Origin of the sequence: Collinsella provencensis (assembly GCF_900199705.1) — a bacterium.
Classification (GTDB): Bacteria; Actinomycetota; Coriobacteriia; order Coriobacteriales; family Coriobacteriaceae; genus Collinsella; species Collinsella provencensis.
Map to the genome: position 1 here is coordinate 393,364 of NZ_LT904908.1, position 25,778 is coordinate 419,141.

Consider the following 25,778-nt stretch of genomic DNA (forward strand, 5'->3'; position numbering starts at 1 on the left):
AATAATCCTTACCTTATCGTTTGCAGCATCGTCGTTTGTACCCCGTCAATCAGCTCGTAAGCACGTAAAGCTGCACCTCAAGGCACCTACATAAACCGATACGGCATCAAGAACAGCGATTGCGTGCAACTCGTAAGCCATACCGAGATGAGTGCGAAAAACAGCCCATTCGAAACGCCGCTCACCATGATCTGCAAGCCGCGCTTCCACCATAGGACACTGCGATGCAACACGTCATCCGACGCGATCATAAAAATGCCCAGCAAAAGCGGAACGGCACAGATGGTCATGAACACCGAAAGCGTGCCGGAGAACGCAGAGAAGACGAGGAACGGCAACACCAAACCGACCATGTAGAAGCCGGAGCGGGCACGACCCTCCATGCGCTCCGCGGCGACATATGCGCGACCGACCAAATCGCCCGCTTCGCCACCGTTCGTACCGGCATTACCGCGCGCCTTCATGCGAACCTGGTCGCCATCATGTGTGGCAGGCGGAAACTCAACGACCGCCTCAGCCTGCACACGCGTGCGGCCCTCTCCCCCGCAAACGGGACAGGGGTCGGCGACGACCTGACCCGAGCCTCCGCATTCGGGACAGACCATGCGTGCCTGACCCATGCCGAACATACCCAGATCGACGGCGATGGAACCGGTTCCACCGCAGGTAGGACACGTTTTATGATGCTCAGACGCAACCGAACCCGAGCCATGGCAGTTGTCGCATGCCTCATAGCGCGGATATTTCACCGCAACGCGTGCACCATCGCGCGCCTGCTCGCGGCTGAGCTTGACCTCAACCACCACATCGGCACCCATTGCAGGGTTATACGCCGACGCCGAGCGACGACGGCGCTGGCTGGAGAATCCACCCATGCCACCGAAGGGGAAGCCAAAGCCTCCAAAACCGCCGAAGTCGGTATAGCCGCCGGAATAACCTCCGCCGTAGCCAGCCGGAGCGCCCGGAGTGCCGCCTGCGAACGGATTGCCCGAACGCATCGCATCGTAGCGAGCGCGCTTTTGCTCGTCCGACAAAACGGCATACGCTTCGGAGACCTCTTTAAAACGCTCCTCTGCATCAGGTTCCTTATTGACATCAGGATGCAGCTTGCGCGCCTTTTGCTGAAACGCCTTTTGGATTTCCTTCGCAGTGGCGTCCTTCTCAACACCCAAAATGGCGTAATAATCTTTTTCGTTCATGCCTGCCATGTGGCACATAACTCCCTACGTGCTGATTGCATAGTTGGATAATTATATCCCGAGGACAGAAGCCTCATTCAATGTGAGCAAAAAGCACGCAAACATGTGGGACGCTTCAGTTTGTGCGTGGGCGAGGCAAGGCGTGTGGGAACGCAGCAGCAACCAACGGCCACGACCTACCGAACAACGGCTACCGCCGACCTACCCTTCGTGGGACAGCTCGATTTGACGATATGCAACGCCGCACAGGTCCAAGATGCTCTTGGAAATCAAGTTGTCCTCGGTTCCGTTGTACTTGTCGTCCAAGTACACGACCTCACCGATGCCCGCTTGCACGAGGGTTTTCGCGCACTCGTGACACGGGAACAAGGTGACGTACACCGTGGCGCCCGCCATATCCTTGAGTGAACCGCGATAATTGAGAATGGCATTCGCCTCGGCGTGAATGACATAGTTGTGCTTGTCGTGCAGCGGGTCGTCCGCCGTGCCCCAGGGAAAATCGTCGTCGTTGAGACTCGAGGGCGTGCCGTTGTACCCCACCGAGAGAATACGGTTGTTGGTATCGGCAATGCAGGCACCCACCTGGGTATTCGGATCCTTGCTGCGCATGCTCGCCGCAACGGCCGCACGCATGAAGAACTCGTCCCAACTGATCACATCTTCGCGTTTGCCCGGCATACATCCTCCCATCAACGCGTTTTGCACAGCATGCCGCAATATGGCTCCCAGTTCAAGCGTCAATTGTCCGAGGGTGGTCTTTCTCTACTCAGCCAAATCCCAAAAGAGGCCGTAGAGCTCGTTGCCACACAGCCATCCTTGTTGCGTAGGGCACAGTAACTCGTTGCGCCATGTTGCCAACTCCAAGGCAACGGCGCGTGCGCATGCAGCTTTGAGCTCTGCGGATGGGATATATGCCTCGGCACGCTCAAGCAGATTGCGCGGGATGCCGTCGGTCATGCGACAGGCGAGCATGAGGTCCTCCGCATATGCCTCACGCGGCATCAGAATCTCGCGGTCAAAACGTGTACCGGCATCATCAAGCTGCGTAAAGCGCTCACGCACAAACGGCCGATGCGCGCCATCTTCAGACACATCATTGGTGCGCTCGGACGCAACGTGACGCATACTCGAGGCGGACCGCCCCAAACCAAGATAGGGCTTTCCCGTCCAGTACGCGATATTGTGTTGACAGCGATGCCCCGGCTTCGCATAGCTGGCAACTTCGTAGCGGGCATACCCCGCAGCGCGCAGTTGCTTTGCCGCCTCTTCCATACACAGCGCCTGAAAGTCCTCATCGGGGATATCGATCTTGCCCGCCTCTTCAAGCCGAGCCAGCGGTGTCCCGCCTTCGACCTGCAGCGGATACACCGAAACGTGATCTGGAGCTGCAGCGATAATGCGCGCAAGCGTTGTACGCCAGCTCTCGTACGTTTGACCTGGCAAAGCGCACATGAGGTCACACGACGTCGAAAAACCGTTGCGTTTGGCAAGCTCAAGCGCCTCAAGCGCCTCCTCCGCGCTGTGAATGCGACCGAGGATTTTGAGCTCAACCGCATTGAGCGACTGAATGCCCAGGGAGATGCGCGTCACCCCCGCATCGCGAAGTTCCCGTGCCTGCCGTGGCGTAAACGACTCGGGATTAGCCTCGCAGGTAAACTCCACAGGGTTGCAATAGGCACACACGCGGCGAACGAGGCGCGGCAAACGCTCTCCCATAATAGAAGGCGTTCCGCCGCCGATGTAGACGGTTGCCACCTGATCGAGCTCCCCTGCTTTACCATGCTTGTCCAGCAGCCCCTCAAGCTGCACGCAATAGGCATCGAGAGCCGCATCCAACTCGCAAGGCGCAAACGCACGTGAATCGAAGTCGCAGTACGCGCATTTTGAACGGCAAAACGGGATGTGAAGGTAGAGCGCCTGATACGATGTCTCGTTCACGTTTGCACCTCACATCTCAGATATCGACCGTCGAGTAAGACCGTCGAGTAAGACCGTCGAATTTGGGAAGATTTTACGTATTTGAGCCTCATTCTGAAGCGGAAAGTGTGTCAAAACTTCCCTGATTCGCCACGTCGGTCTCAATCTCGTCAAGCAGCGCCATGAACTCCTCGTAGGTCGTACAACGTACCACGCGCCCCCGCCATGTAGCGGCATGGGGCATGCCTTTGAGATACCACGTCGCAAACGTGCGGGCACGCGCCATGAACGGCTGCGTGCTGTGCAGTAGCCCCAAATGCTCGCGAAGGGCCTCAAGACGCTCGAGTGGTGCATGCTCGGGCACCGGCACGCCATCAAGCGCACAGGCTCGTGCGTCACCGAACACCCAGGGATTCCCATACGTTCCACGCGCGATGAACACGGCATCCGCAGATGTGGTCTGCAACATACGCACGGCATCATCGGCCGAAAACACGTCGCCCGACCCGATAACCGGCACCGAAATGCGGGATGCCACCTCGTCGATAACCGACCAATCGGCAGATCCAGCATACAACTGGCTCGCCGTACGGCCATGTACTGCAACCGCACTTGCCCCCGCTTGTTCCATGCGTGCAGCGAACTCAGCAGCCGTGTTATCGCACGCCGCGTACCCCTTACGGATCTTCACGGTTACGGGCACCTGCGCTTCGTGCACTGCCGCGCACACGATGTCCTCCGCAAGTTCGGGCGTCTTCATGAGCGCGGACCCCTCGCCTTTGGTAACGACCTTGCGCGCGGGACACGCCATATTTATGTCGATAAGGAAAAGCTTGTCCCCCACCCGCTCTTGCACAGCATTAACCGCTCCGGCGAACTGCTCGGGTTTGGAGCCGAACAGCTGCACGCAAATCTGCGGCTCCTCGGGCTCGGGTTCAACAAGGACCCACGTTTTGGCACTCTTATAGGCAAGCCCAGCCACACTCACCATCTCGGTATAGGCAAGCTCCGCGCCGCGACGACGGCACATGATGCGATACGCCGCGTCGGTAACCCCCGCCATGGGCGCCATCAGAAACGGCTGGCGGGCGAATTGTTCTCGTAATGCTTCTGAGCGATTGTGCATGCTCACAGTCCTTTAATTGATCACATACCTGAGTTTCTCAAGCGCCGCAGATTGGCTCCCATTTGAAAACAACTTCGGCTTTTCCAGGTACCGCAGATTGGCGTGAAAGAGGAGCGACGCGTACTAAGATACGCGAGCGACGGTTTGAACGCCAAGATGCCGTACTTGAGGAAACCAGATCAGTCCTCGACTTTGAGGATGGCGAGGAACGCCTCCTGCGGCACCTCGACAGAGCCGATGGCCTTCATGCGCTTCTTGCCCTCTTTTTGCTTCTCAAGTAGCTTGCGTTTACGCGAAATGTCGCCGCCGTAGCACTTGGCTAGCACGTCCTTGCGATGCGCCTTCACCGTGGAACGCGCGATGATCTTGTTGCCGATGGCACCCTGAATGGGAACCTCGAATTGCTGACGAGGGATGATCTCCTTGAGCTTGTCACACAGACTGCGCGCAAGCGCATATGCCTTGTCCTTGTGCACGATGAACGAAAGCGCATCCACCTCATCGCCCGAAAGCAGGATGTCGAGTTTGACAAGTTCGCTCACGCGATAGTCCGAGAATTCATAATCGAGTGACGCGTACCCCTTGGTACGGCTCTTGAGCTGGTCGAAGAAATCAAGAATGAGCTCGGCGAGCGGCACGTCGAAATGCATTTCGACGGACTTCTGCGAAAGGTGAATCATGTCAGTCGTGATGCCGCGATGCTCGATGGCAAGCTGCATGACAGCGCCGGTATACTCGGGCGGAGCGATGACCTTTGCCTTGAGATACGGCTCCTCGATGTGCTCGATACGCGTGACATCGGGCAGGTCCTGCGGACTGCGGACGTCGATCATCTCGCCGTCCGTTTTGTACACGTGATAGTCAACGCTGGGACTCGTGGCAATGAGGTCGAGGTCAAACTCGCGCTCAAGGCGCTCCTTCACGACCTCCATGTGCAGCAAACCGAGGAAGCCAACACGGAAACCAAAGCCAAGTGCCACCGACGTCTCGGGCGTCCAGATAAGCGACGGGTCGTTGACGCGCAGTTTTTCAAGCGCGTCGCGCAGGTTCTCGTAATCCTTGTTATCGATCGGGAATAGGCCGGTATACACCATCGGCTTGGCCTCACGGTAACCGGACAGCGGAGCATCGCAAGGATTGTCGCGGAACGTGAGCGTGTCACCCACATGCACCGCCTCAGGGTCCTTGAGACCCGTGACAACGTAGCCGACCTCTCCCACCGCAAGCACATCCACGGCAACCTCGGCGGGACGACGCACGCCGACGCCATCGACAAGGAAGTCCTCGCCGCCCTGCATCATGCGCAGCTGGTCGCCCTTCTTCACCGAGCCGTCGAACACGCGAACCGTAGCGACGACGCCGCGATACTCGTCAAAATAGGAATCGAGAATCAACGCCTTAAGCGGCTTGCTCGCATCGCCCTTCGGCGGAGAGATGAGGAACACAATCGACTCGAGCAGGTCATGGATGCCCTCACCCGTCTTGCCGGACACGCACACGGCGTCGTCGGCCGGGATGGCGAGCTCGTCCTCAATCTCGACTTTGACCTCTTCGGGATGGGCGGAAGGCAGGTCGATTTTGTTGATCGCGGGTACGATATCAAGATTAGCGTTCATGGCGAGATTCGCGTTGGAGACCGTCTGCGCCTCAACGCCCTGGGTAGCGTCAACCACGAGCACGGCGCCCTCGCATGCCGCCAGACTGCGGCTGACCTCGTAGGTAAAGTCGACATGGCCCGGCGTGTCAATGAGGTTGAACTGATAGGTCTCGCCATCGTCGGCGTCGTACATCACGCGCACAGCGTTGCTTTTGATGGTGATGCCGCGCTCGCGCTCGATATCCATGGTGTCGAGCAACTGCGACTCCATGTCGCGCTCCTCCACTGTTCTCGTGAGCTCGAGAATGCGGTCGGAGATGGTCGACTTGCCATGGTCGATATGAGCGACGATGGAGAAGTTCCTGATATGTGAAGTGTCAATCGTATCCATGCGGGTCATTGTACCTAAATTCTCGAAATAGGGTGCTCGCAAAGGTCTCTCTCGTCAGATGCCAACAAGACTCCGCGCTCGGTCAGTCCTGCGCAAGACGGAGCGTCCACTGGACGCTCCTTTGCGTGCGAAATCTACGCTGAGCCTTGTTGGTATCTGCCAAAACACCGTTAAGCACATTTCTCAACCAAAAGACTTATAACCGTCCGGCTTCTAACAACATCTGCCTTGCATGCGCCAGGCTCTCCTCGCTCGCATCACCGGAAAGCAAGCGGGCAATCTCGTTGACGCGATCTTCGCCCTCGACGAGCAGCAAGCTGGTCTCGGGCACATCGTCATCGGAACGGCGAACCACGTAGTGCGTCTCGCCCTGAACGGCAACCTGCGCCAAATGGGTCACCACGATGACCTGGTGCGTACGCGCCAAGTCGGCGAGCACCGCAGCGAGCGAACGCGCCGTGGTTCCGCCCACACCGGCATCGACCTCGTCAAACACCAGCGTATCGGTTTGGTCGGACTCTCCCAGCGTCACCTTGCAGGCAAGCATGACACGTGAGAGCTCACCGCCGCTGGCGATGCGTTTGAGTGGACGCGGAGTAAGGCCCGAGCCGCTGCGATACAGCAGCTCGCAGGCACACGGCCCCTGCATCGTCCAGCGATCGCGCGGAAGGTCGCGGCTTTCCCACACAAGCTCGGCACGACCCATCTCAAGACGGGCCATCTGCTTGCCGACCTCGCGGCAAAAACGCGGGGCAACGGCGTTGCGACGACGCATGAGCGTACGGGCGGCATCAGCGAGCACAGCCTCGGCTTCATCGTGAGCGGCACGCGCCTTGGCAACATGTGCCTCGGCATCATTCACCAAACTCAACAGATCTTGGGCCTCCGCGCGACGTGCGAACACGTCTTCCATGTGCGGACCCCACTGACGCAACAGTCCCTTGAACGCACTGAAGCGCTCTTGGGCAGCCGCGAGCTCGGCGGGGTCGAAATCAACCTCATCGCGATAGCGAACCAAGTCGGCAGCAGTATCTTCGATGGAAATCGCGGCACCCGTCAGAACATCGGCAAACTCGGCGAGCTTGGCGTCTACACGTCCCATGCGCGCGAGCTCGGCAATGGCGCTGTTAAGGGCGTCGAGCGTCCCATTCTCGCCCGAGAGCGATTCGGCGGCGTCGTTCGCGCAGGTTGCCAGCGACTCGGCATGCTCGGCTCGTGGCAGGCGCTCCGCAAGCTCCTCGTACTCGCCCGGTTGGGGGTCGACCTCATCGATGCGCTCGAGCGCAAAACGGGCTTCCTCAAGGCGGCTCCCCTGCGTGCGGCTCGCCTCCTCAACACGCGCGAGCTCGGCTTCCGCCTCGCGCGCATGGACGAGCGCCTCGCGATAGGCAGCCAACGCGTCGGCCACGTTCACTCCCGCCCATGCATCGACCATATCGATGTGCGAAGACGCATCCAGCAGGCGCTGATGCTCGTGCTGTCCGCACAAATCGATGAGCGGGCTCACGCGCTCGGAAAGCTCGCGCACGCTGGCGATGCCACCGTCAATCTTGATGCGCGAGCGCCCATCCGCGCCCAAACGACGGGTCACGACGAACCCATCCTCATCATGCGCGCCCGCGAACAAACGACCGGAAACCAGCGCGCCGTCGCTCCCCTCGCGCACCGTGGAGGAATCCGCACGGGAGCCCATGAGCAGTTTAAGCGCGGAAAGCAACGCGGTTTTGCCCGCACCCGTCTCGCCCGTGAGCACCGTCAGACCCGCACAGGGGACCAAATCGGCCTCGCGGATGAGCGCGATGTTCTCGACATGCAGTTCATCGATCATTGCGCACTCCGTAGAACACGCGGCTCACCGAGTTGTAAAAGCTCTCCGGGCCGTAATCGAGCAAGAGAATATCCGCCTCGCCACGACGCGCGATGACGCGATCGATCTCGCCCTCACACGAGATGAACTGACCATCGAGCGCGATAGCCGGAACCGAGGGACGATCTTTGGACATCTTGATTTCCACCACATCGGAAGGCGAAGTGAGGAAAGCACGCGCCTGGATAGTGTGCGGCGCCACCGGCACACACACCAGACCCGTGTAATCGGGGCTCACGATGGGTCCACCAGCAGAAAGCGCGTAACCCGTGGAACCCGTTGCCGTGGAGACCACCACACCGTCGCCACGCAGACGGTCGATATGGTGACCGGATACGGTGATGTCAAACTCGACCATATCGGAAAGCGGACCACGCGTGACAGCGACATCGTTCAGCGCAAAGCCGTGGAGCGATTGCTCTTCTCCCGCACCGTCGAGGAAGATGACCTCGCAATCGAGCGTGGCACGGCGACTCACATGAAGCTCACCCGCCAGGGCATCGCTCACCACCGCGAGGATGTCCTTTTCCTGCGGGCTCGCCGCCGTCAAAAAGCCAAGATGACCATAGGAAAGACCCAGGATCGGAATCTCTCGATACCCCACGATGCGCGCCGCGCGCAGCAGGGTTCCGTCGCCCCCCAGCGAGATGACCAGACCGCAATCGCTCAAATCGGGTTCACTCACGATGCCCGAGCGCTGATCGGCTGCCCAAATGACCTCAAAGCCCTGACGCGTAAGCCACAGCTCAAGCGTTAAGCCACTCTGAACCGCCTCGTTCTTGTAGTAATTGGGGACGAGAAACACCTTCATAGCCGTGTCGCTTTCTCTGAAATCTGAGTCGCATATTCAGCGAGTTTCAGCACCTGCTCCTCAAGGGCAGATGGTGAATCGAGCAGATGCGCTTCGTCACGTTGCCCGCGGACACCAAGTAAGAAGAACTCTCGATTGCCCTTCGCACCCGTAATGGGCGAAACGCACAGGTCAAGTGGAGCAAGACCGCTCGAGGCAAACAGCGTTACCGTATCGCGCAGCACACGCGCATGAATTGCGGGGTCGCGCACGATGCCGCCCTCGCCCACTTCATGGGATTCGGCCTCAAACTGGGGCTTCACCAGCGTGAGAAACATGCCGTCCGGTCCTAGGATCTCCAGAACCGCAGGCAGGATGGTTCGGATGCTCGTGAAGGAAACATCGCAAACGGCCAAATCGCACGCGGCGGCAAACCCCTGCACGGGCACATCGACGATGTTCGTACGTTCAAGCAACGTCACGCGTTCGTCGTTGCGAAGCGACCAGTCGAACTGCGCGCGCCCTACATCAACGGAAAGGACCGTCGCCGCACCGCGTTTGAGCAAGCAATCGGTAAAACCACCCGTAGAGCAGCCTACGTCAAGGCAATGCATACCCGACGGATTGACGCCAAACGCATCGAGTGCGCCCGCAAGCTTGAGCCCGCCGCGTCCCACATAGGGAATATGGCCTTTGACGTGCAATTCTATTCCTGGCTTTACTTTCATACCGGGAGACGTCAGGCGCTGACCGCCCGAAGAGACGAGACCTGCCATCAAGGTGCGCAGGGCATCCGCGCGGTCTGCGCAGATGCCCTGGGAAATCAGTTCATCATCAAGACGGACGCGCGCCATTGCGCGCCCCTATGCCTGTTGTTCGGCAGCCGAATCCTCGGCGCCCTGGCCGGCCTGAGCGACTGCATCCGCTTCATCCGACGAAACGTCGCCCTCCGATGCACCCTCGTCCGCAGCGTCCTGCGCGTCAACCTCACGCTCATCAAGCATTTCAGCCTCACGCGGCGAGAGCTCGAACGAATCGACCATATCGACCGCGCGCGAACCGAGCTCGATTGCCTCATCGAACAGATCGAGGCTGCGCTCGAGCGACGTGTCCTTAGAACGGACGGTCGTGATGATTTCGTCCAAACGAGCGGTGATGTCGTCGAACGTCCCCTCAGCCACAGCTACTCCCCGTCCTCAACGTCGTACGGGTCAACGAAGATGCCCTCGAGGGAGCGCTCGTCATCCAAGTAGGAACGGTAGTCGCTCTGCTCTTCTTCCTGGCGAGCGCGCAGCGGGTCGATCTCGAACCACAGAGCCGAAATGCACGCGGCTTCGCAGTCGTCTGCAGTTACAGTGCAGGCAACATGCTGGAGGCTCGGCAGATGGCGATCGCGCACGATGCGTCCGAGCACGCCATTCACAAAACCGGCGGAATCATCGGTGCCATACGCCTTGGCGATCTCGACCGCCTCGTTAATGACAACGGCGGCGTCAAGCGTGTCGGCAACCTGAAAATACAGCTCGTACACAGAGGCGCGCAGTAAGTTGCGGTCGGCCCCGGGCATGCGCTCCAGCGTCCAGTTGGTCGAAACAGCGCGCAGCGCAGAGTCGATGCGCTCGCGATTGGCCGCAACGCCGCGGGCGATTTCCACGGCATAGTCGGCAAGCGGACCCTTCGACAGAACGAAGTCGCCCGCCAGCACATCATCCACGGCCTCGCCGCGCATCTCCGCCTGGAACAGAATTTGCAAAGCTTGACTACGGGCAAGCGTGCGCCCGCGGTTAACCTTCAGTGACGCCACCGGCTACTCCTTGGGGAACACGAGGCTGTCAATACAAACGTTCACGCACTCCACGTCAACGCCCACCTGTGCGTCGATGGCGTTCACCACGGACTCGCGCACGGACTCGGCGAGCTTCTTGAACGGATAGCCGAAGAACACCGTGAGGTGCACCGTCAGGCGAAGCTTGTCGTCAACGACCTCGGCCTCGACATCCTCGTAAACCGAGGTGGTCTTAGTGGAGAACATGGAGACGAGGTTGGTGGCAAGGTCCTTTACGCCCACCGATGCAACGCCCTCGACGCCCTCGACGGAACGCGCGACGATAGCGGCCAGCACCTCGGGTGCAATGCCGATGCCGGCAATAGTGATCTCTTGCGACATGCTCACTCCTAACAACGGTGAACGGATGAAGAAGGGTACGTGGAGTATTGTGTGCCCGGGGATTAGAGGCGCTGAACGAACTCGCCGGTGCGGGTGTCGACCTTGATGCGCTCGCCCTCGTTGAGGTACATGGGAACCATGACCTGAGCACCCGTGTCGATGGTGGCAGGCTTGGTGGCACCCTGAACGGTGTTGCCCTTGGCGCCGGGAACGGTCTCGATGACCTCAGCCTCAATGAACATGGGCGGGTTCACGCCGAGCAGCTCGGTGTCGGCGTAAAGAAGCTGGCAGGTGTCGTTCTCGCGCAGCCACTTGGCGTTGTCGCCAATGAACTCCTGGGACACGGGAATCTGCTCGTAGGTCTCCATGTCCATGAAGTAGTAGTTGTCACCGTCGTTGTAGAGGTACTGCATCTCGTTGGTGAGGAGCTGCACGCTCTCGAACTTGGAACCGGCGTTGCAGGTGTTCTCGACTACGCGGCCCGTCTTGAGGTCGCGGGTCTTGTAGCGCACGAACGCGCCGCCCTTGCCCGGCTTGACATGCTGGAACTCGACGATGGAGTAGTACTTGTCCTTGATCTTGAGACCCATGCCGTTCTTGAAATCAGCGGTAGTGATGGAAGCCATGGCTTACCTTTCCTCGTTGTTGTTGCGTAACTGTAGAAGTATAACCCACAAGCGCATGACATGCACTCTACCCAGCTGGATTCCACAGTGTGGAGGTTCCCACAGTTTAGTCATACCACATGAACTGCGGGAACATCAGACTGAATAAGAGTGCGCAACTCGAATGCACTGTGAACGCGAAGCAGTCGATACGCCTCGCGCCGTGCGACATTAACCGATCCGAGCGAATATGAAAGCTCTTGAGCAATCTCAGGGCCCGTCTTCCCTTCAAAGATGCCCCAAGCTACCTGAGATTGCAGCTCGGAAAGCCCGCGACCCACAAGATATGAAAGAACCGCATTGCGAGCATCCGTACAAAACTGAACTGAATCAACGGGTTTCATTGCCATCAAGCCATATGCGAGCAGTGAGACTGCCGTGAGCCCAAAACCGCTAAAGACAAACACGCGAGATGCCAAAAGCAATTCCCGGTCAACGACAACAATACCTGGAACAAAATGCATAACTACAAATATGTCAAACAAAGCAAGGTGCAATCCGAGCAGAAACCCTGCAGCAACTCCCCGACACAGGCAAAGAACAACACGAGGACACGCGATACGCTTGTTAAAATGAGCCGCGATCAACACGGCACTTGTACATGCGGTTATCAGCACGCTCACCGATACAGATGTCACCAATAACAACGCAGCACACAAGACAGATAGCAAAGCAAATACGGGAACGTTGGACAGCAAGCCATCACTTATAACTTGTCTTCTAACAAGGTAAGCACAAGCGACAATCAACGGAGTGGCAAGGGGGATTTCGAAAACCGCAGAAGGATAGAACGTCCCGGGAGTCATAGCTTCAACAAAAAACATTCCCAAAAGAACACCAAGCCCGCAAAAACGAACAAAGACAAACAGTGATTGCATTGAAGAAGCACCATGATTGTTGTGAGACTCTTCCTCTCTTGGATGACGAAGAATAAGTGTGGGCTCCAGCTCATCTCGAAGTAGTTTGCGCGCCTCAGACAGAGAAGAAACGCCCAGTTTCTTATAAGCTCGCTGCAAATAGGTCCGAATAGTCGGCGGTTGGACTTCCATGTACTCCCCCACCTGCGCCGATGTCAATCCATTCAGCGTGTATGCAAGTGCGGCAGATTCCCTCTGAGATAAACCTCGTTGTTCCAAGACCTCAATAAGCGGGGCAATCACTCGGGCTTCTTCCGAATCGGCGTCATTGGAGTCCTGGAACTTGGTTACTCCTTCTGTTTGCCCGGTACGATTGACAGAATCGAAATAAAATCGAACAACCAGGTAAATAGCCCAACCCTCAAGCGTACTCGCCATAGTACATAAACTCTGTATTGCAAGAAGCATAGAGACATCAACGGGTTGAATGCGAAACGCGCATATCCCGCAGAGCACCAAAGCACACACACCAAAACCAATTAACGTGACGCGCTCTATTATTTTGATGATTGTCGCGTCCCTCAATACAGATGCTTTGCGCACAGGAAGCAATAGTGCACTGGTCAACAAGCCAACCAAACAAGGAGAGAGACTTAAATAAAGAGCGATAGAAATGCCGTAAAGGGGCGAGAAGAATATGAACAATTCGAAGACGCATATAAGCGTCAGCAGCACATTCAGATAGCCGAGCACCGAAACCGCCCGTGCTCCTTTGTTATGCAGGCGCTTTTCAAACATACCTATCACGTATCCGCACTACCAGGAGAAATCAGCGTAGATTGCCGGCTGAGAACTGATTTTTGGCAGGCTATAGGTTTCTCCGCCGTAGGTGATGTAGATGCGTCCTGTTGTACCCTCTTGGGTCGCATAGGCCAGATGGGCAGATCCCACCTCTTGCCCCTCTTCATCAAGCAGGGTGTAAACGTTGGGATCGATCGTTGCTTGATACGTACCTTCGCTCACCCACTGGCGCTGAGCTTCAGCATCGTAAAACACAAGCTGCCATTCTCCTTCATCGGTGGCAACTCCATCGTTCATGAAGGCGGCGCTGAAACACGACCCATCTGGCACTTTCGGATTCTGGTATGTTCCGCGCAGCGAATAGCCAGCCGTGGCTCCGTCAAGGATACGAGTTCGCTCCCCATACCAATGGGCAGCCAAAAGCGCAGACAGAAGGATCAGAGCGTAAAGAACCACAACACCGATGCGCCATGAAAAAGGTACGTGACGCTTCTGCACAGAACTACTCGCCGAATCATTGATAGCGCTCATTGCCTCCCCCATCCACTTGGGAACAACACTAACCCTATCAGTATACCCATCGAAAAGATGCCATCAGAGGTTATAAACCCACGATGACAAGCCATTCGTTCAACCTATTATATTCCTGCATTCATATTGTGTAATAATTGATAAATACTTTCCGACTAGTGAAGGAAGACATGGACGAGAAAATCAGCCCTAAGGCAATGTATATCGAGTTGGTCATTGGAGCAGCGCTATCGGCGCTCATATTCTTTGGCGCATGCAGCTTTACATCAGTGAGCCCATTGTTGCATATCTCGTTTGACCTGTGTCTGCTCTGGTATCTCGTGCAAACCGTACGACGCAGGCGCTTCGTGACCGCAGCGTTGCTTGGAACGCTCATAGTAGTCGACATCTTCTGTTATCTATCCGGCATCGCGGCGTAAACACTGGCTTTTGCATGCTTGGCGCCCATTCGAAAAGCATTGAATGCACAATGGGGTAGGGTTTTCGCACAGTTTTGGCTAACCGCCGAGTAGATCGCCGTTTTAAGAAAAAGAGCATCACTTCTACCTGCGGTTTCTTTTCGCTGATTTACTCTCTACTTGGAGAAATTCCAAAGTTGTGCGAAAACCCTATCCCGTTGTGCATTAAAAGCCCCATCTCTTGGATTTGCGACTTTGCATCCAAGAGATGGGGGCGTGTTTTCCTGAGTTCCCCAGGCACCTTTGGTTTGTTCGCGCCAACCGCGATCAAATCGCAGCTCCCGCACCACTCAAACTAGCAGTCGATGACCACCAGGTCGTGGGTCGAGGTGGTGAAGGGCTCGAAGCCGTCCTCGGTCACCACGCCGTAGTCCTCAAGGCGCACGCCGCCCACACCGGGCAGATACACACCGGGCTCGACCGTCACAACGGCACCAGCCTCAACGACATTGCTCTTGCGACCGAAGTTCGGCAGCTCATGGATGTCGATGCCCACGCCGTGGCCAAGGCCGTGGCCATAGTAGTCACCATAGCCTGCATCGCCGATGATCTTCTGGCTCAGAAGGTGGATATCGTGGCCGTCAACGCCCGCGTGAACCGCCTTGACACACTCCTCGTGCGTACGGCGCACCAAGTCGTAAAGCTCGCGCTGCTTCTCGCTCGGCTCGCCCAAAACGACCGTACGGGTCATGTCGGAGCGATAGTCGCGATAGCCCGCGCCGTAGTCCATGAGCACGAAGTCGCCCTTCTCGACCACGCGATCGGAGGGAATGGCATGTGGGTTGGCGGTGTTGGGGCCGCTCGCCACGATGGAGCCAAACGCCAGGGAATCGGCACCGTTGTTGAACATAAAGTTCTCGAGCTCGGAGCGAATCTCCTTCTCGGTGAGACCCGGACGGATGAACTCGCACATGTGCGCAAACGCCGCATCCGTGATGGACTGCGCATGGCGCATGAGCTCGAGCTCCTCCTCGTCCTTGATGGCACGCATGAGCTGGATATCACCATGCATGAGCGGCAAGTTGGCGCAGATGGAGCAATCCTCCAGGCCGCGCTCGATACCACGGTAGAAGCCGATCTGCATGTCGTCCTCAACGGCGATCACGCGGCTCTTGGTGTCGCGTGCGCGCTCGGCAACCCACAGCGGCATGTCGATGACCAACATATCGAGCTTCCAAGGATGTCCCTCGGGCAGGTTCTCCTCAAAAGTGTTGAAGTAGCGGGAGTCGGTGTGCAGATAGCACTCATCGGCAGTGATGAACGCGACATGCGGGTACTCGCCCGTGTAGTCGAACACGCCCATGGCGCCCGTCAACCAGCGAAGATTCGCCTCGTCGCGCACAACGACCGCGTCATAGCCGCGCTCGTCCATGAAGGTGCGCAGGCGGGCAATGCGACCTGCAGGTCCGGAAAGAACTTCACTCATAGCAATACTGCCTTTCTATACGACGTTCGTCCTGTTACTCAGCCTATCACGCACACGAGCGCGATGAGAGGAAGGCGCGCGCATGGCGCTCAAGTATCTCATCATCAACACTTGTGAGACGAATGATGCCCGGATTTTTGGGAAGAGCGAGCTGGAAGCGATTGGCCTCGCGAAAACGTTCGCGCTTGAGCGCTTCGATAAACACCTCGGGTTCGAGCTCGAACGTCAGCTCTTCAACACCGAGGTCCTCGAGGTAGTCGTCCTGCAAGAACATGGAATCGACGGAGAAGCCGAACGCATCGACCGCGATGCGGGCCTCAAAGCGCAGACCCTCGGCAAGCAGCTGATACTCGGGGAACTGTGAACCCAGACACGCGCGCAGAGCATGGGCCGTGGTTTCGCCGTACATGAACGCCTTGCGCGAAGCTGGGCTCACGGACTTCACGGTATTCAGGCGCGCGGTAAGAGCCGCGCCAACGCCCTCGATATAGGCGATCTCCCCGCCGCTGAGCAAACCCTCGATGCGCTTTTCAAAGCCTTCCCATGCGCGGCGGCTGTCCGTAAGCGCGGCAGCGACCATGCGTACAAAGCCCAAAGCGTTGCGCTCAAACGAAGCGGTGCGCACCAAATCAAGGTCGCACACGACCAGCGTCGCCTCGGGCATGAGGCTCACGAGGCCCTGCTGACCAGCAGCAGCGCCCTCTTCATCCAAAGAAAACGGTCCAGCGGCAGTGGGACACGTAATCATGGCGTCAAGCGTGGTTGGAATAAGCGCGCACGACAGACGCCCCGCCCACATGCGCGAGGAGAAGCTCGCCAAAGAGCACACACTCGCATCGCCGAAGCCCACGAGCAGGTCCTCACCGGTAATTCCCGACGTGGCAAGCGCATGCAACACGCGCTCGACGGTCGAGAATGCTGTTGCCCGAGTCTCTTCGACAGTCAGTTCGGATACGCTGAAACCACCGTCAATAAGGGCGCGACGCACGCACTCTACCTGCGATTCATCTTCAGAAGCACCGTAAAGCAAAAACGCACGGCATGCCTTTCCCACCGATCCGCCCAACAGGCGCGGCAGCTCGTCAAGCGCACCACATCCCATGCGGTAATCCGTGGTATATCCACCAAAGTTGAGCAGCTGGCGACGGATCGTCATAGCAAACCACGCTCCAAAAGCAATTCAGCAACGGTATACGACACATCGGTGAACGATGCGCCGCGAATGTCAACGGTAAGATCGGCAGCCTGTTCATACAGGGGCTTGCGATGCTCCAAAAGCCCCGCGGCATGTTCCACGCTTTTGAAATCCGGACGCGTGTCGGAACGACGAATCTGCCGCAGAGAATCGTCCAGGTCACCGTCGAGATAGACACAGTAACCCATCTGGTGCATGAGCTCGATGTTACGGGGCGTCTCGACAATGCCGCCTCCGCACGAGACCAGCAAGCTCCTCTCGGAACTCAAATCCTCAAGCACGGCAGTCTCGAGCCTGCGAAAATGCTCCTCACCATGGGCTCCGAACAGCTCGGTAACACTTTGCCCGGCACGGCGTTCGACCAGTCGGTCGGTATCGACGTAGCGACGGCGGAACATGCGACCGAGGTTGCGTGCAAGCGTCGACTTACCCGCACCGAGAAAACCCACGAAGAACACGTGGTCGCAGCCGCGTTTTTCCAGCTCAGCCATAGCGACCTACTCCTCGCATTCCAGGTGCGCCAACGCGCGGCGCTCGAAGATGCGGAAGATGTGCGTGTACCACATATCAACGTGCGTTTGCGGTTTGACCAGAATGGTCTCCACGCCGGCGAAGTTGCCCGCCCACACATCGGTATACAGCTGATCGCCAATCATGACCGACTCATCCGCCTTGGCGCCAAGGCGTTCAAGGCCATAGTTGATGGCAAACGGCAACGGTTTGCAAGCAAAGAAGATGTAATCCATACCCAACTCGCGAGCAGAGCGGGCGACATGGTTCTTGTGCCAGTTATTCGAAACCATGATGAGCTTGAACCCCAGCTCGCGCGCGTGATCCATCCATGCGCATACCGCATCGGGGGCAGTCGTGCGATCGCGCGGCACCAACGTGTTGTCGCGGTCAAAAAGCAGCGCGCGCTTGCCTTGCGCCCATAAGGCGTCAAGGTCGATATGTTCAACACATGAAATGTAACGAGTGGGACTGAATTTGCTCATAGGTTAATTCCAGGATTGCATATGTTCGTCGTAGGTTTCGGAGAAGTACTCCTCCTCCTGCGTAATGAAGAAGTACAGGTCGTTGGAGTCCGCGGGGTTCAGCGTTGCGTTGATGGCCTCAAGCGATGGGGAGCAGATGGGCGTGGGAGGCAAACCCGGATTCTTGTACGAATTGTATGGGCTCTCAATGGTCTGGATATCGTTTGCCGTCACAGCACCGCCCGTCTCGTACATGAGCGTGGCATCGCTTTGCAGGTAGGGCCTACCGGCAAAGTCTCCCCTGCCGGCAAGGCGATTGAGGAACACCGAGGCCACGTGTGCGCGCTGCTCGGCATACAGTCCCTCGCGCTCGACAATGGAAGCCAAGTTGACGAGCTCATACACACTCAAATCAAGGCCATAGCGTTCGTTGAGCGCAGCTCGGGCAGAATCAAAATCCACCACATTCAACACCTCAATCTGGAACTGATCGAGCATGGCTCGGATGATTTGATCGGACGTGGGGTCCCCGTTGAACATATAGGTCTTGGGGAACAGGAAGCCCTCGAGCGAATCGTCGTTCACGCCCTCAAGGAACGGATAATCTTCAACGTAATTCGAGGCCTTCGCCTGTGCCAAGAAGTCATCTGCGGAAATCCCATACGTCTCTTCCACCAAAGCAGCCGTTTGCTTTACGGTTTTGCCCTCGGGAACGACAAGTTTGAGCGTATCCCCGTTGGGACCTGCCACAAGCTGCTTGACGACTTCGATGGGGTCTTGTCCTGTGTAGAACACATATGCACCGGGCTTGAGCGACATCTCCGCATCGAGCCTTTTCACCGCGGCATAGTAATCCTTGGGATTCTCGATAACGTGATTCTCGGAAAGAATGGACGCGATCTCATCACCGCTCGCACCATCGGGAATGGTGAGCGTGACCTCCTGACCGGGTTCGACGGTGTTGGGAGCCTCACCTGGAACGCCGAACAGCGCAGGGAACACGAATAGCGCGATTGCGGCCACAACCGCAACGGCGATAACGACGCCGAAAATGACGGGAAGAGGCGACGACTTCTTTTGCGGCTGACGACGGGCATACGGAGATGCGGCGTTATGCGAGGAAGCTGCGGAACGACCGTGGGACGGCACGGTGCCGCGAGATGCAGATGCGGCACGAGAAGGCGCCATGTCCTGTGCGGGACGCGTTTGCGCAGGTTGATTGGCAAAACGGGTGCCGGCGGGACGCCCGGTGGAAGAAGCGGGAGCGGCACCATGTCCCTGAGTCGAACGAACGTTGCTCGCTCTTGCGGAGGCATGTTGTCCTCCCTGAGTTTGAGCACCTGCATCCGAATCGGTACGGAACCGAGTACCGGCGGGACGTTGACTTGGATTAGGTGTGGGGCGCTGCCCGTTGGGGACGTTAGCCACGCTCTTCCTTTCGACGTTGGGAATCAAGCCATGCCTGCAAGAACAACGAGGCGGAGATCATATCGACCTTGCCGCGCATCTGTTTTTCGTTCAATCCCTGCGCACGCAGAATCCGTTTTGCCTCGGTTGAGGAAAGCCTCTCATCGATAAATGCGAGCGGAAGCCCCGCAGCGTCTGCAATGCGTTGCGCCACGGAGCGGATGTGCTCGGCTTGGGGACCTTCCTCCCCCGCCATGGTCTGCGGCAAGCCGCACACCAAAATCTCGGGTTCGTAATCCTCGAGAATCATGCGAAACGACCGCGCCATGCCCTCGACCTCGGCTGCGGGCAACACCTTGACGGGACTCGCCACGCTCCCGGTGCGATCGGAGACCGCGATACCGGTACGAGCACCACCGATGTCAAGGGCAAGGGCGATCACAAGGTGTTCCTTACTCGGAAAGCGCAGCCTTGGCCGCCTCGAGCGCCGCGGCGATACCAGCGGCGTTCTTGCCACCCGCCTGTGCCATGTTCGGACGACCGCCTCCGCGTCCGTCTACCGCGGGGACAATCTGCTTGATGATATTGCCCGCATGGAAACCAGCGGCAACAGCCTCGTCAGTTGCGGCGGCGAGCAGTGCAGGGGTGCCCTGCTCAGTCACAGTGCCCAACACAACGGCAACGGGACCGGCGATCTTCTCACGCACGGTATCCCATACGTTACGCAGGTCAGCGGCCTCAAGGCCGGCGAGCTCAGCGGTCACGAGCTTGTAGGAACCCATGTCGGCCGCAGCCTCGATGGCGCTGGAAATCGCGTCGGAAGAACCGCCGGTGAGCGTCTTCTTGAGCTTCTGATTCGCCTCACGGAGCTCCGCCTGGAGCGCAGTGATACGAGCAGGGACCTCGTTGGCACGGCACTTGAGACCTGCCGCGGCCTGGTCGACCAAAGCAGCGCGGTTCTCAAGGTACTCGATGGCGCCCTTCGAGGTCACAGCCTCGATACGGCGGATGTTCGAGCCGGTGGAGGACTCGGAAACGATCTTGAACAGACCGATCTCGGCCGTATTGCGCACGTGGGTGCCGCCGCACAGCTCACGCGAGAAGGGCTCGTCGCCCTCACCAGCGGAAACGACGCGCACGACATCGCCGTACTTCTCGCCGAAGAGCGCCACGGCACCGGAGGCCTTTGCCTCTTCGATGTCCATGACCTTGGTGATAACCGGCTCGGCAGCGAAAATCTCATCGTTGACAATATGCTCGATCTGAACAAGCTGCTCAGTGGTGAGTGCCTCGAAGTGCGTGAAGTCAAAACGCAAACGATCCGGGGAAACGAGCGAGCCAGCCTGATTCACATGGTCGCCCAAAACCATCTTGAGCGCGGCGTCGAGCAGGTGCGTAGCGGTATGGTTGCGACGCAGCAGCGCGCGACGCTCGAAATCGATGGAGGCGCACACGGAATCACCCACGGTCAAAGTGCCCTCAAGCACCTTGGCAACGTGGCCGTATAGGCCACCATGCGCGTGCGTGTCGGACACGATCACCTCGGCGCCCGCATCAGTTGCAAGCGCACCGGCGTCTCCCTGCTGACCACCCATCTCGGCGTAGAACGGGGTGCGATCAAGCACGATCTCAACCTCGTCGCCCGCGTTCGCAAACGAGACGCGCTCCCCTTCCTTGACGATTGCAAGCACCTGGGCGTCATCGAGCTCTTCCTCGTCATAGCCCACAAACTCGGTCGCACGGATCTCGTCGGAAAGCTCGGTCCACACGTCGTTGAACGAACCCCAAGCGTCGCCCTTGGCAGCGGCGCGAGCGCGCGCCTTCTGCTCGGCCATGTTGGCGTTAAAGCCCTCGATGTCGACGGCATGGCCCATCCCCTCTGCGATCTCGATGGTGAGATCGATGGGGAAACCAAAGGAGTCGTGCAGCATAAAGGCGGCCTCACCGGGGAGAACCTCGCCCTCGGCAAGCTTTGCGAGCTGCGCATCAAGGTACACACGGCCGTTGTTGAGGGTGGTGGAGAAGCGATCCTCTTCAGCGCTCACGATACCCTTGACCAGGGCGGCGTTCTCGATAAGACCGGGATAGGCGTCGCCCATCACCTCGTTGACGGCGTCGATGAACTGGCTGAGGAACGGCTTTTCGATGCCGAGCAAACGGCCATGGAACACTGCGCGACGTAGGAGACGGCGCAACACGTAGCCGCGGCCCTCGTTGCCCGGAAGCACGCCGTCAGAAATCAGGAAGTCAACCGAGCGCGCGTGATCGGCGATGATGCGCAGGGAACGGGAAGCGCCCACGTAATCGTCCTCGACATAGCTCTTGCCCGAGATGCTCTCACCCAGGGCGATGAGGCTCTGCATGACGTCACCGTCATAGAAGGAGCTCTTGTGCTGCATGATGGCGGCCATGCGCTCGAGGCCCATGCCCGTGTCGAGGTTGCGGTGCGGAAGCTCCGGCATGGAGCCGTCCTCCTGGCGATCGAACTGCGTAAAGACCAGGTTCCAGAACTCGAGGAAGCGGTCGCAATCGCAGCCGGGAGCGCAGTCGGGCTTGCCGCAACCGACTTCCTCTCCCTGATCGAAGTAAATCTCGGAGCACGGACCACAGGGGCCAGTGGGGCCGGCGGCCCAGAAGTTGTCATCCTCGCCCAAGCGGGAGATATGGTCGGCGGGCACGCCCAGGCTGCGCCAAATCTCAAAGGTCTCGTCATCGTCGGTAAACACGGTGAAGTACAGGCGCTCCGCCGGCAGCTTGAAAACCTCGGTGATGAGCTCGTAGGCCCATGCGCAAGCCTGATCCTTGGGCACGCCGCCAAAAGCGAAGTTGCCGAGCATCTCGAAGAACGAGGCGTGACGGCCATCGGCGCCGATGATGTCGATGTCGTTGGTGCGCACGCACTTCTGGCACGAGCATGCACCGACCTCCTTCATCGTCTTTTTTCCCTGGTAGAACTCCTTGAACTGGTTCATGCCGGCGTTTGCGAGCAACAGCGAGGGGTCATCGGGAACGAGTGAGGAACTCGGGTAGAGCTTGCAGCCCTTCTCCACGAAAAAGTTGAGGTATGCCGAACGAATTTCGGCAGTCGTCATGGTTGGATAGTCAGCGGCCATGAAGGTACTCCCTGATTGTCGAGTTGCAGCCCACTACGGGCGATTCTTAAACTCAACGATTATACGTTAACGACCGCTCCGTGTTGTGTCGGTTTCCTCGGGTTTCTCTGCCTTCTCGGAGTCTTCAGACTCAGAATCGTGTTCATGTGAGGCAAAGGGGTTCTCAAAAGAGCCAAACGGATTATCGAGCACCATGAGTTTTGCCCACGGATTATCCAAATCGGCCTGCGGTTTGGGCTCCATTTCCGCATCGGGCATCGAATCGTTATCGAGGATCTGCGAGTGCGCCACGAACGCGTCATCCCCTAGTGCGTCATAGGCGGGCACGGGCCTGCCGTCCGCATCGTGGAAGGGTGTGCCACGGAACAGTGCACCTTTATACGACACGATCTGCTCCCCCGTACGACTCTCGAAGTAGAAGATGAACAGCGACTTGATGACAGCGACCAACGGCAGAGCAACGACCATACCGATCGCCCCGCCAAACGTCGAGCCAATAACGAGCGCGGTAAGCGAGAGCACCGGATGCACCGACATCGTGGACTGATTGATCTTGGGCGCAATCACGTTGTCCGTGACGTTTTGGGAAAGCACGGCCACAACCAGCGTCCAGAATGCCATGATGGGGCTGTAAAACAGCGCGATTATCACTGCGATCGCAGCTGAGATGGAGGGACCGACCACGGGGATGATGTTCAAAAGACCCGAAAGCAAGCCCATAGTCGCAGCATACGGATGGCCCACGACCAAAAATCCCAAAAATGCCAGCAGTCCCTGAATCGTCGAGTTGATGAGCGTAGAACGCAGGTAACCGCCCACTGAACGGCTCACGACGGCGATCATCAAGCGGTAGTCATCGGCGACGTTGTCGGGAAGGACGCGGCAGATCTCCTCGTTGATGATCGGATAGTCATTAGCCAGCCAATACGCCAGCACAAAACCCAAAAACACCGTGAAGAGCACGGAGGCGACATTGTTCACCATGGGAACAAGCCCGTCGCGGATCGCCGCGAGCAGTCCCGTGAACACCTGATTGAGCATGTCCTGAAGCATCGCGAACAGGTCCTCGAACTTGACCATGTCATTCAGGTGTTCGACGATCGCATATTGTTTTTCGAGTCCGGCAATCCACGTGCCGATACCAGCGATCTTTCCGGGGGCATCCTTCACCAAATCGACGAGCTGACCCGTCACCAGAGGAATGACCAGCACGAACAACAAAACGAGCGCCACCAGCACGACCACCAAGCCGATAAGCGCGCCAACGCCGCGCGGAAAGCCACGGCGTTCAAGCCTGTTGACGATAGGTGAAGCGACAAACGCCGACATAGCTCCCACACAGAGGAACAACAACACGTCCGACAGCGTCCCAATCACGCGGAGCGCAAAACCTCCAATGATGAAAAAGCCGATGACGATCCAAATGTTCAGAAATGTGATCTTTGCCATGCGCTCTGAGCGCGACGTATCTTGTTGCATGCTGCCTCGTAATCTACCGGGTGGCACTGGACCCTCTAGCCGGTCATGACCCCGTCGGGGTCGATCTTTTCCTGAATTTTCTTGAGCGTTCGACGCAGCAGACGGCTAACCTGCACTTGAGAGATTCCCAGTTTTTCAGCTATCTCGATTTGCGTCATGCCCTGAAGGAAGCGCAGCTCGATGACCTCGCGCTCACGCGGCGAGAAACTCGCGAGAGCCTCCTCGATCACGATGCGATCGTCCGTGAAGGCAAGCTCCTGATCTTCGGTGGCATAGCGATCGATGACCGACGGTGTGTCATCGTCCTCCATGCCCGAGGGCGCCTCGAGCGAAACGGAGCTGTAAGCGGAAGAGGACTCCATCGCCTCGAGCACCTCATCGACCGTTGCATCGAGATAATCGGCGATTTCTTCAATTGTAGGCGAGCGCTGCAACTGCACGGTCAGCGCGTCCGTAGCCTGATTCACCTTGGCAGAAAGCTCCTGCAAACGGCGGGGCACGCGAACGCTCCAGCCCTTGTCACGGAAGTGGCGCTTGATCTCACCCATGATGGTGGGGGTGGCAAAGGTCGTGAACTCAAGACCGCGGCTCGGATCAAAGCGATCGATGGCCTTGAGCAAACCGAGGTACCCGACTTGAATCAAGTCGTCGATGGGCTCACCGCGATTTTTGAACTTATTGGCGATAAACCGCACCAGATTGAGGTGAGACATCACGAGCTTTTCGCGGGCGTCGGTATCGCCCTCTTCCTTATAGCGTCTGAAAAGTTCGCGCGTCTTCTCCTTATCCCAAGCGGTTTTTCCCGAGGTCTTAGAGGGCATTAACATCCGCCTTTACGTCAAGCAGCAAACGAGCGGGTTGCTCATGCTTTTCATACACGTCGCAAACGCTGCCGAGAATGAGGTCGACATACGCTGCCGTGGGGTCATCATCGGAAGGCTCGGCAAACGCGGGAACATCGAGCGCAAACGTCATGGCAAGATGCGTCTCGTCGGTATCGAAATCGATAACGAGGTCACTGCCCGCCGCGGTTCCGCAGGCATAGATAAACGCCTCTTCGGCCGCCATGCGAATATCCTCAACGCGCTCGACCGACATGGAAGAAAGCGTGGCGACATTCGCCGCGGTCATACGCACAATTCTGGCAAGATGCGGATCACAGGCAACCGTAAGGGACACGTGCGTAGCTTTACTCATGAGACGACTCCTCGGTTTGCCCGTAGGTGTAATACTGCTGAGGCTGCTGGGGCTCACTCGCAGTCTCATCGTGCACAGGAGGTTCATCCAAGTCGAGCTCGTCGGGCGTCGACGAACCGGAAGCCTCTTCGAGCGTACGCGAGCCATCCACGGGCGCAGACTTGGTGCCCTTGCCGAAGAACTTCTGCACCTTTTCGCTTGCCGCATCGGCAAGACCGGTCACCGCATTCGAGGTGTTTGCCGCAGCACCGCTCACCGTCGATACATCGCGCAGTACGCCGTTCACCTCAATCAGGTCGGCCGAAAGCGCCTCGACGGCAACGTTCGTCTGCTTAAGCAAAGGTTCGATCTGCGCCATGGCGGGCTGCAACTCGTCGATGGCGGCATCGAGCTTGGCGACCATGGGACGCGCCTCTTCGAGCGTACCGTTGAGTTGGCTAACCGTTTTATCGAGTGAGTCAACGACACCGCGGGTGCGGCGCAGGGTGAGCGCGAGCTCGACAACGGCCCAAGCGCCGGCGAGTACCAGGACGATAAGTGCGATTTGTATAGGCTCCATATGTGCCTCCGGTCACGTTGAATACACAGCTCTTCTGATGATACCCGTTTGGCGCAAGAAAC

26 protein-coding genes are annotated in these 25,778 nt (G+C 58.0%); 1 reads left to right on the forward strand and 25 read right to left on the reverse strand.

The annotated features are described in order from the left end of the window. Positions 1-86 precede the first annotated feature (86 nt). The 14 genes from C1711_RS01735 to C1711_RS01800 form a co-directional block, all read right to left on the reverse strand. Positions 87-1,208 (reverse strand): DnaJ domain-containing protein, encoded by a 1,122-nt coding sequence (locus C1711_RS01735; RefSeq protein WP_199824824.1) that lies wholly within the window; start codon positions 1,206-1,208, stop codon positions 87-89. A gap of 192 nt (positions 1,209-1,400) precedes the next feature. Further along, a complete protein-coding gene (locus tag C1711_RS01740; protein WP_102337513.1) occupies positions 1,401-1,877 on the reverse strand; it encodes a deoxycytidylate deaminase in 477 nt (158 codons plus the stop codon). An 84-nt stretch (positions 1,878-1,961) separates the two neighbouring features. Further along, entirely contained in the window at positions 1,962-3,137 is a 1,176-nt protein-coding gene (gene hemW, locus C1711_RS01745) for a radical SAM family heme chaperone HemW (RefSeq protein WP_102337514.1), read from the reverse strand. Between the two features lie 88 nt (positions 3,138-3,225). Next, positions 3,226-4,242, reverse strand: a complete 1,017-nt coding sequence (gene dusB, locus C1711_RS01750) for a tRNA dihydrouridine synthase DusB (RefSeq protein ID WP_102337515.1) — start codon at positions 4,240-4,242, stop codon at positions 3,226-3,228. Positions 4,243-4,421: 179 nt separating this feature from the next. Then, the gene (gene lepA / locus C1711_RS01755) at positions 4,422-6,230 is read right to left on the reverse strand and encodes a translation elongation factor 4 (RefSeq protein ID WP_102337516.1); all 1,809 of its coding nucleotides are present in this window, start codon (positions 6,228-6,230) and stop codon (positions 4,422-4,424) included. A 196-nt stretch (positions 6,231-6,426) separates the two neighbouring features. Further along, entirely contained in the window at positions 6,427-8,058 is a 1,632-nt protein-coding gene (locus tag C1711_RS01760) for a DNA repair protein RecN (protein ID WP_102337517.1), read from the reverse strand. Beyond that, positions 8,048-8,908, reverse strand: a complete 861-nt coding sequence (locus tag C1711_RS01765; protein ID WP_102337518.1) for an NAD(+)/NADH kinase — start codon at positions 8,906-8,908, stop codon at positions 8,048-8,050. Before C1711_RS01765 ends, C1711_RS01760 begins: the two co-directional genes overlap by 11 nt. Further along, positions 8,905-9,741: a TlyA family RNA methyltransferase gene (locus C1711_RS01770; RefSeq protein WP_102337519.1), complete on the reverse strand. Its 837-nt coding sequence runs from the start codon at positions 9,739-9,741 to the stop codon at positions 8,905-8,907. Before C1711_RS01770 ends, C1711_RS01765 begins: the two co-directional genes overlap by 4 nt. 9 nt (positions 9,742-9,750) lie before the next feature. Continuing rightward, complete coding sequence (locus tag C1711_RS07835; RefSeq protein ID WP_234346170.1) at positions 9,751-10,068, reverse strand: exodeoxyribonuclease VII small subunit; 318 nt, start codon at positions 10,066-10,068, stop codon at positions 9,751-9,753. A gap of 2 nt (positions 10,069-10,070) precedes the next feature. Beyond that, positions 10,071-10,691: a transcription antitermination factor NusB gene (gene nusB / locus C1711_RS01780; protein WP_102337520.1), complete on the reverse strand. Its 621-nt coding sequence runs from the start codon at positions 10,689-10,691 to the stop codon at positions 10,071-10,073. A gap of 3 nt (positions 10,692-10,694) precedes the next feature. Then, positions 10,695-11,054 (reverse strand): Asp23/Gls24 family envelope stress response protein, encoded by a 360-nt coding sequence (locus tag C1711_RS01785; RefSeq protein ID WP_102337521.1) that lies wholly within the window; start codon positions 11,052-11,054, stop codon positions 10,695-10,697. A 62-nt stretch (positions 11,055-11,116) separates the two neighbouring features. Further along, the gene (gene efp, locus C1711_RS01790) at positions 11,117-11,680 is read right to left on the reverse strand and encodes an elongation factor P (RefSeq protein ID WP_102337522.1); all 564 of its coding nucleotides are present in this window, start codon (positions 11,678-11,680) and stop codon (positions 11,117-11,119) included. A 110-nt stretch (positions 11,681-11,790) separates the two neighbouring features. Next, a complete protein-coding gene (locus C1711_RS01795) occupies positions 11,791-13,374 on the reverse strand; it encodes a LuxR C-terminal-related transcriptional regulator (protein ID WP_102337523.1) in 1,584 nt (527 codons plus the stop codon). An 18-nt stretch (positions 13,375-13,392) separates the two neighbouring features. Further along, positions 13,393-13,908, reverse strand: a complete 516-nt coding sequence (locus C1711_RS01800) for a hypothetical protein (RefSeq protein WP_102337524.1) — start codon at positions 13,906-13,908, stop codon at positions 13,393-13,395. A gap of 170 nt (positions 13,909-14,078) precedes the next feature. Between C1711_RS01800 and C1711_RS01805 the strand changes: the two genes are divergently transcribed. Continuing rightward, complete coding sequence (locus C1711_RS01805) at positions 14,079-14,327, forward strand: hypothetical protein (protein WP_102337525.1); 249 nt, start codon at positions 14,079-14,081, stop codon at positions 14,325-14,327. 334 nt (positions 14,328-14,661) lie between these two features. Here C1711_RS01805 and C1711_RS01810 read toward each other — a convergent pair whose 3' ends face one another. The 11 genes from C1711_RS01810 to C1711_RS01860 all read right to left on the reverse strand — a co-directional run bounded on the left by C1711_RS01810 (position 14,662) and on the right by C1711_RS01860 (position 25,716). Further along, complete coding sequence (locus C1711_RS01810; RefSeq protein ID WP_102337526.1) at positions 14,662-15,792, reverse strand: M24 family metallopeptidase; 1,131 nt, start codon at positions 15,790-15,792, stop codon at positions 14,662-14,664. 46 nt (positions 15,793-15,838) lie between these two features. Beyond that, positions 15,839-16,948 (reverse strand): dehydroquinate synthase/iron-containing alcohol dehydrogenase family protein, encoded by a 1,110-nt coding sequence (locus tag C1711_RS01815; protein ID WP_102337527.1) that lies wholly within the window; start codon positions 16,946-16,948, stop codon positions 15,839-15,841. After that, positions 16,945-17,478 (reverse strand): shikimate kinase, encoded by a 534-nt coding sequence (locus tag C1711_RS01820; RefSeq protein ID WP_102337528.1) that lies wholly within the window; start codon positions 17,476-17,478, stop codon positions 16,945-16,947. Before C1711_RS01820 ends, C1711_RS01815 begins: the two co-directional genes overlap by 4 nt. 6 nt (positions 17,479-17,484) lie before the next feature. Continuing rightward, on the reverse strand, positions 17,485-17,982 hold the full coding sequence (locus C1711_RS01825) for a YqeG family HAD IIIA-type phosphatase (protein WP_102337529.1): 498 nt from the start codon (positions 17,980-17,982) through the stop codon (positions 17,485-17,487). Between the two features lie 3 nt (positions 17,983-17,985). Continuing rightward, complete coding sequence (mltG, locus tag C1711_RS01830) at positions 17,986-19,389, reverse strand: endolytic transglycosylase MltG (protein WP_234346172.1); 1,404 nt, start codon at positions 19,387-19,389, stop codon at positions 17,986-17,988. Beyond that, positions 19,382-19,810 (reverse strand): Holliday junction resolvase RuvX, encoded by a 429-nt coding sequence (ruvX, locus tag C1711_RS01835; RefSeq protein WP_102337531.1) that lies wholly within the window; start codon positions 19,808-19,810, stop codon positions 19,382-19,384. Before ruvX ends, mltG begins: the two co-directional genes overlap by 8 nt. A 10-nt stretch (positions 19,811-19,820) precedes the next feature. After that, positions 19,821-22,481: an alanine--tRNA ligase gene (gene alaS, locus C1711_RS01840; protein WP_102337532.1), complete on the reverse strand. Its 2,661-nt coding sequence runs from the start codon at positions 22,479-22,481 to the stop codon at positions 19,821-19,823. Between the two features lie 66 nt (positions 22,482-22,547). Continuing rightward, positions 22,548-23,960 (reverse strand): AI-2E family transporter, encoded by a 1,413-nt coding sequence (locus C1711_RS01845; protein ID WP_102337533.1) that lies wholly within the window; start codon positions 23,958-23,960, stop codon positions 22,548-22,550. A gap of 35 nt (positions 23,961-23,995) precedes the next feature. Further along, positions 23,996-24,781, reverse strand: coding sequence for a SigB/SigF/SigG family RNA polymerase sigma factor (locus C1711_RS01850; RefSeq protein WP_102337534.1), 786 nt, complete (start codon positions 24,779-24,781; stop codon positions 23,996-23,998). Next, positions 24,771-25,157: an ATP-binding protein gene (locus C1711_RS01855; RefSeq protein ID WP_102337535.1), complete on the reverse strand. Its 387-nt coding sequence runs from the start codon at positions 25,155-25,157 to the stop codon at positions 24,771-24,773. The genes C1711_RS01850 and C1711_RS01855 overlap by 11 nt, the downstream gene beginning before the upstream one ends. Further along, entirely contained in the window at positions 25,150-25,716 is a 567-nt protein-coding gene (locus C1711_RS01860; RefSeq protein WP_102337536.1) for a hypothetical protein, read from the reverse strand. The genes C1711_RS01855 and C1711_RS01860 overlap by 8 nt, the downstream gene beginning before the upstream one ends. Between the last annotated feature and the right edge of the window lie 62 nt (positions 25,717-25,778).

Coding starts and splice junctions, on each gene's coding strand:
- C1711_RS01735 (WP_199824824.1), bottom strand. CDS start 1,208: ATGGCAGGCATGAACGAAAAAGATTATTACGCCATTTTGGGTGTTGAG.
- C1711_RS01740 (WP_102337513.1), bottom strand. CDS start 1,877: ATGCCGGGCAAACGCGAAGATGTGATCAGTTGGGACGAGTTCTTCATG.
- dusB (WP_102337515.1), bottom strand. CDS start 4,242: ATGCACAATCGCTCAGAAGCATTACGAGAACAATTCGCCCGCCAGCCG.
- lepA (WP_102337516.1), bottom strand. CDS start 6,230: ATGGATACGATTGACACTTCACATATCAGGAACTTCTCCATCGTCGCT.
- C1711_RS01760 (WP_102337517.1), bottom strand. CDS start 8,058: ATGATCGATGAACTGCATGTCGAGAACATCGCGCTCATCCGCGAGGCC.
- C1711_RS01765 (WP_102337518.1), bottom strand. CDS start 8,908: ATGAAGGTGTTTCTCGTCCCCAATTACTACAAGAACGAGGCGGTTCAG.
- C1711_RS01770 (WP_102337519.1), bottom strand. CDS start 9,741: ATGGCGCGCGTCCGTCTTGATGATGAACTGATTTCCCAGGGCATCTGC.
- C1711_RS01785 (WP_102337521.1), bottom strand. CDS start 11,054: ATGTCGCAAGAGATCACTATTGCCGGCATCGGCATTGCACCCGAGGTG.
- efp (WP_102337522.1), bottom strand. CDS start 11,680: ATGGCTTCCATCACTACCGCTGATTTCAAGAACGGCATGGGTCTCAAG.
- C1711_RS01795 (WP_102337523.1), bottom strand. CDS start 13,374: ATGTTTGAAAAGCGCCTGCATAACAAAGGAGCACGGGCGGTTTCGGTG.
- C1711_RS01800 (WP_102337524.1), bottom strand. CDS start 13,908: ATGAGCGCTATCAATGATTCGGCGAGTAGTTCTGTGCAGAAGCGTCAC.
- C1711_RS01805 (WP_102337525.1), top strand. CDS start 14,079: ATGGACGAGAAAATCAGCCCTAAGGCAATGTATATCGAGTTGGTCATT.
- C1711_RS01810 (WP_102337526.1), bottom strand. CDS start 15,792: ATGAGTGAAGTTCTTTCCGGACCTGCAGGTCGCATTGCCCGCCTGCGC.
- C1711_RS01815 (WP_102337527.1), bottom strand. CDS start 16,948: ATGACGATCCGTCGCCAGCTGCTCAACTTTGGTGGATATACCACGGAT.
- C1711_RS01820 (WP_102337528.1), bottom strand. CDS start 17,478: ATGGCTGAGCTGGAAAAACGCGGCTGCGACCACGTGTTCTTCGTGGGT.
- C1711_RS01825 (WP_102337529.1), bottom strand. CDS start 17,982: ATGAGCAAATTCAGTCCCACTCGTTACATTTCATGTGTTGAACATATC.
- alaS (WP_102337532.1), bottom strand. CDS start 22,481: ATGGCCGCTGACTATCCAACCATGACGACTGCCGAAATTCGTTCGGCA.
- C1711_RS01845 (WP_102337533.1), bottom strand. CDS start 23,960: ATGCAACAAGATACGTCGCGCTCAGAGCGCATGGCAAAGATCACATTT.
- C1711_RS01850 (WP_102337534.1), bottom strand. CDS start 24,781: ATGCCCTCTAAGACCTCGGGAAAAACCGCTTGGGATAAGGAGAAGACG.
- C1711_RS01855 (WP_102337535.1), bottom strand. CDS start 25,157: ATGAGTAAAGCTACGCACGTGTCCCTTACGGTTGCCTGTGATCCGCAT.
- C1711_RS01860 (WP_102337536.1), bottom strand. CDS start 25,716: ATGGAGCCTATACAAATCGCACTTATCGTCCTGGTACTCGCCGGCGCT.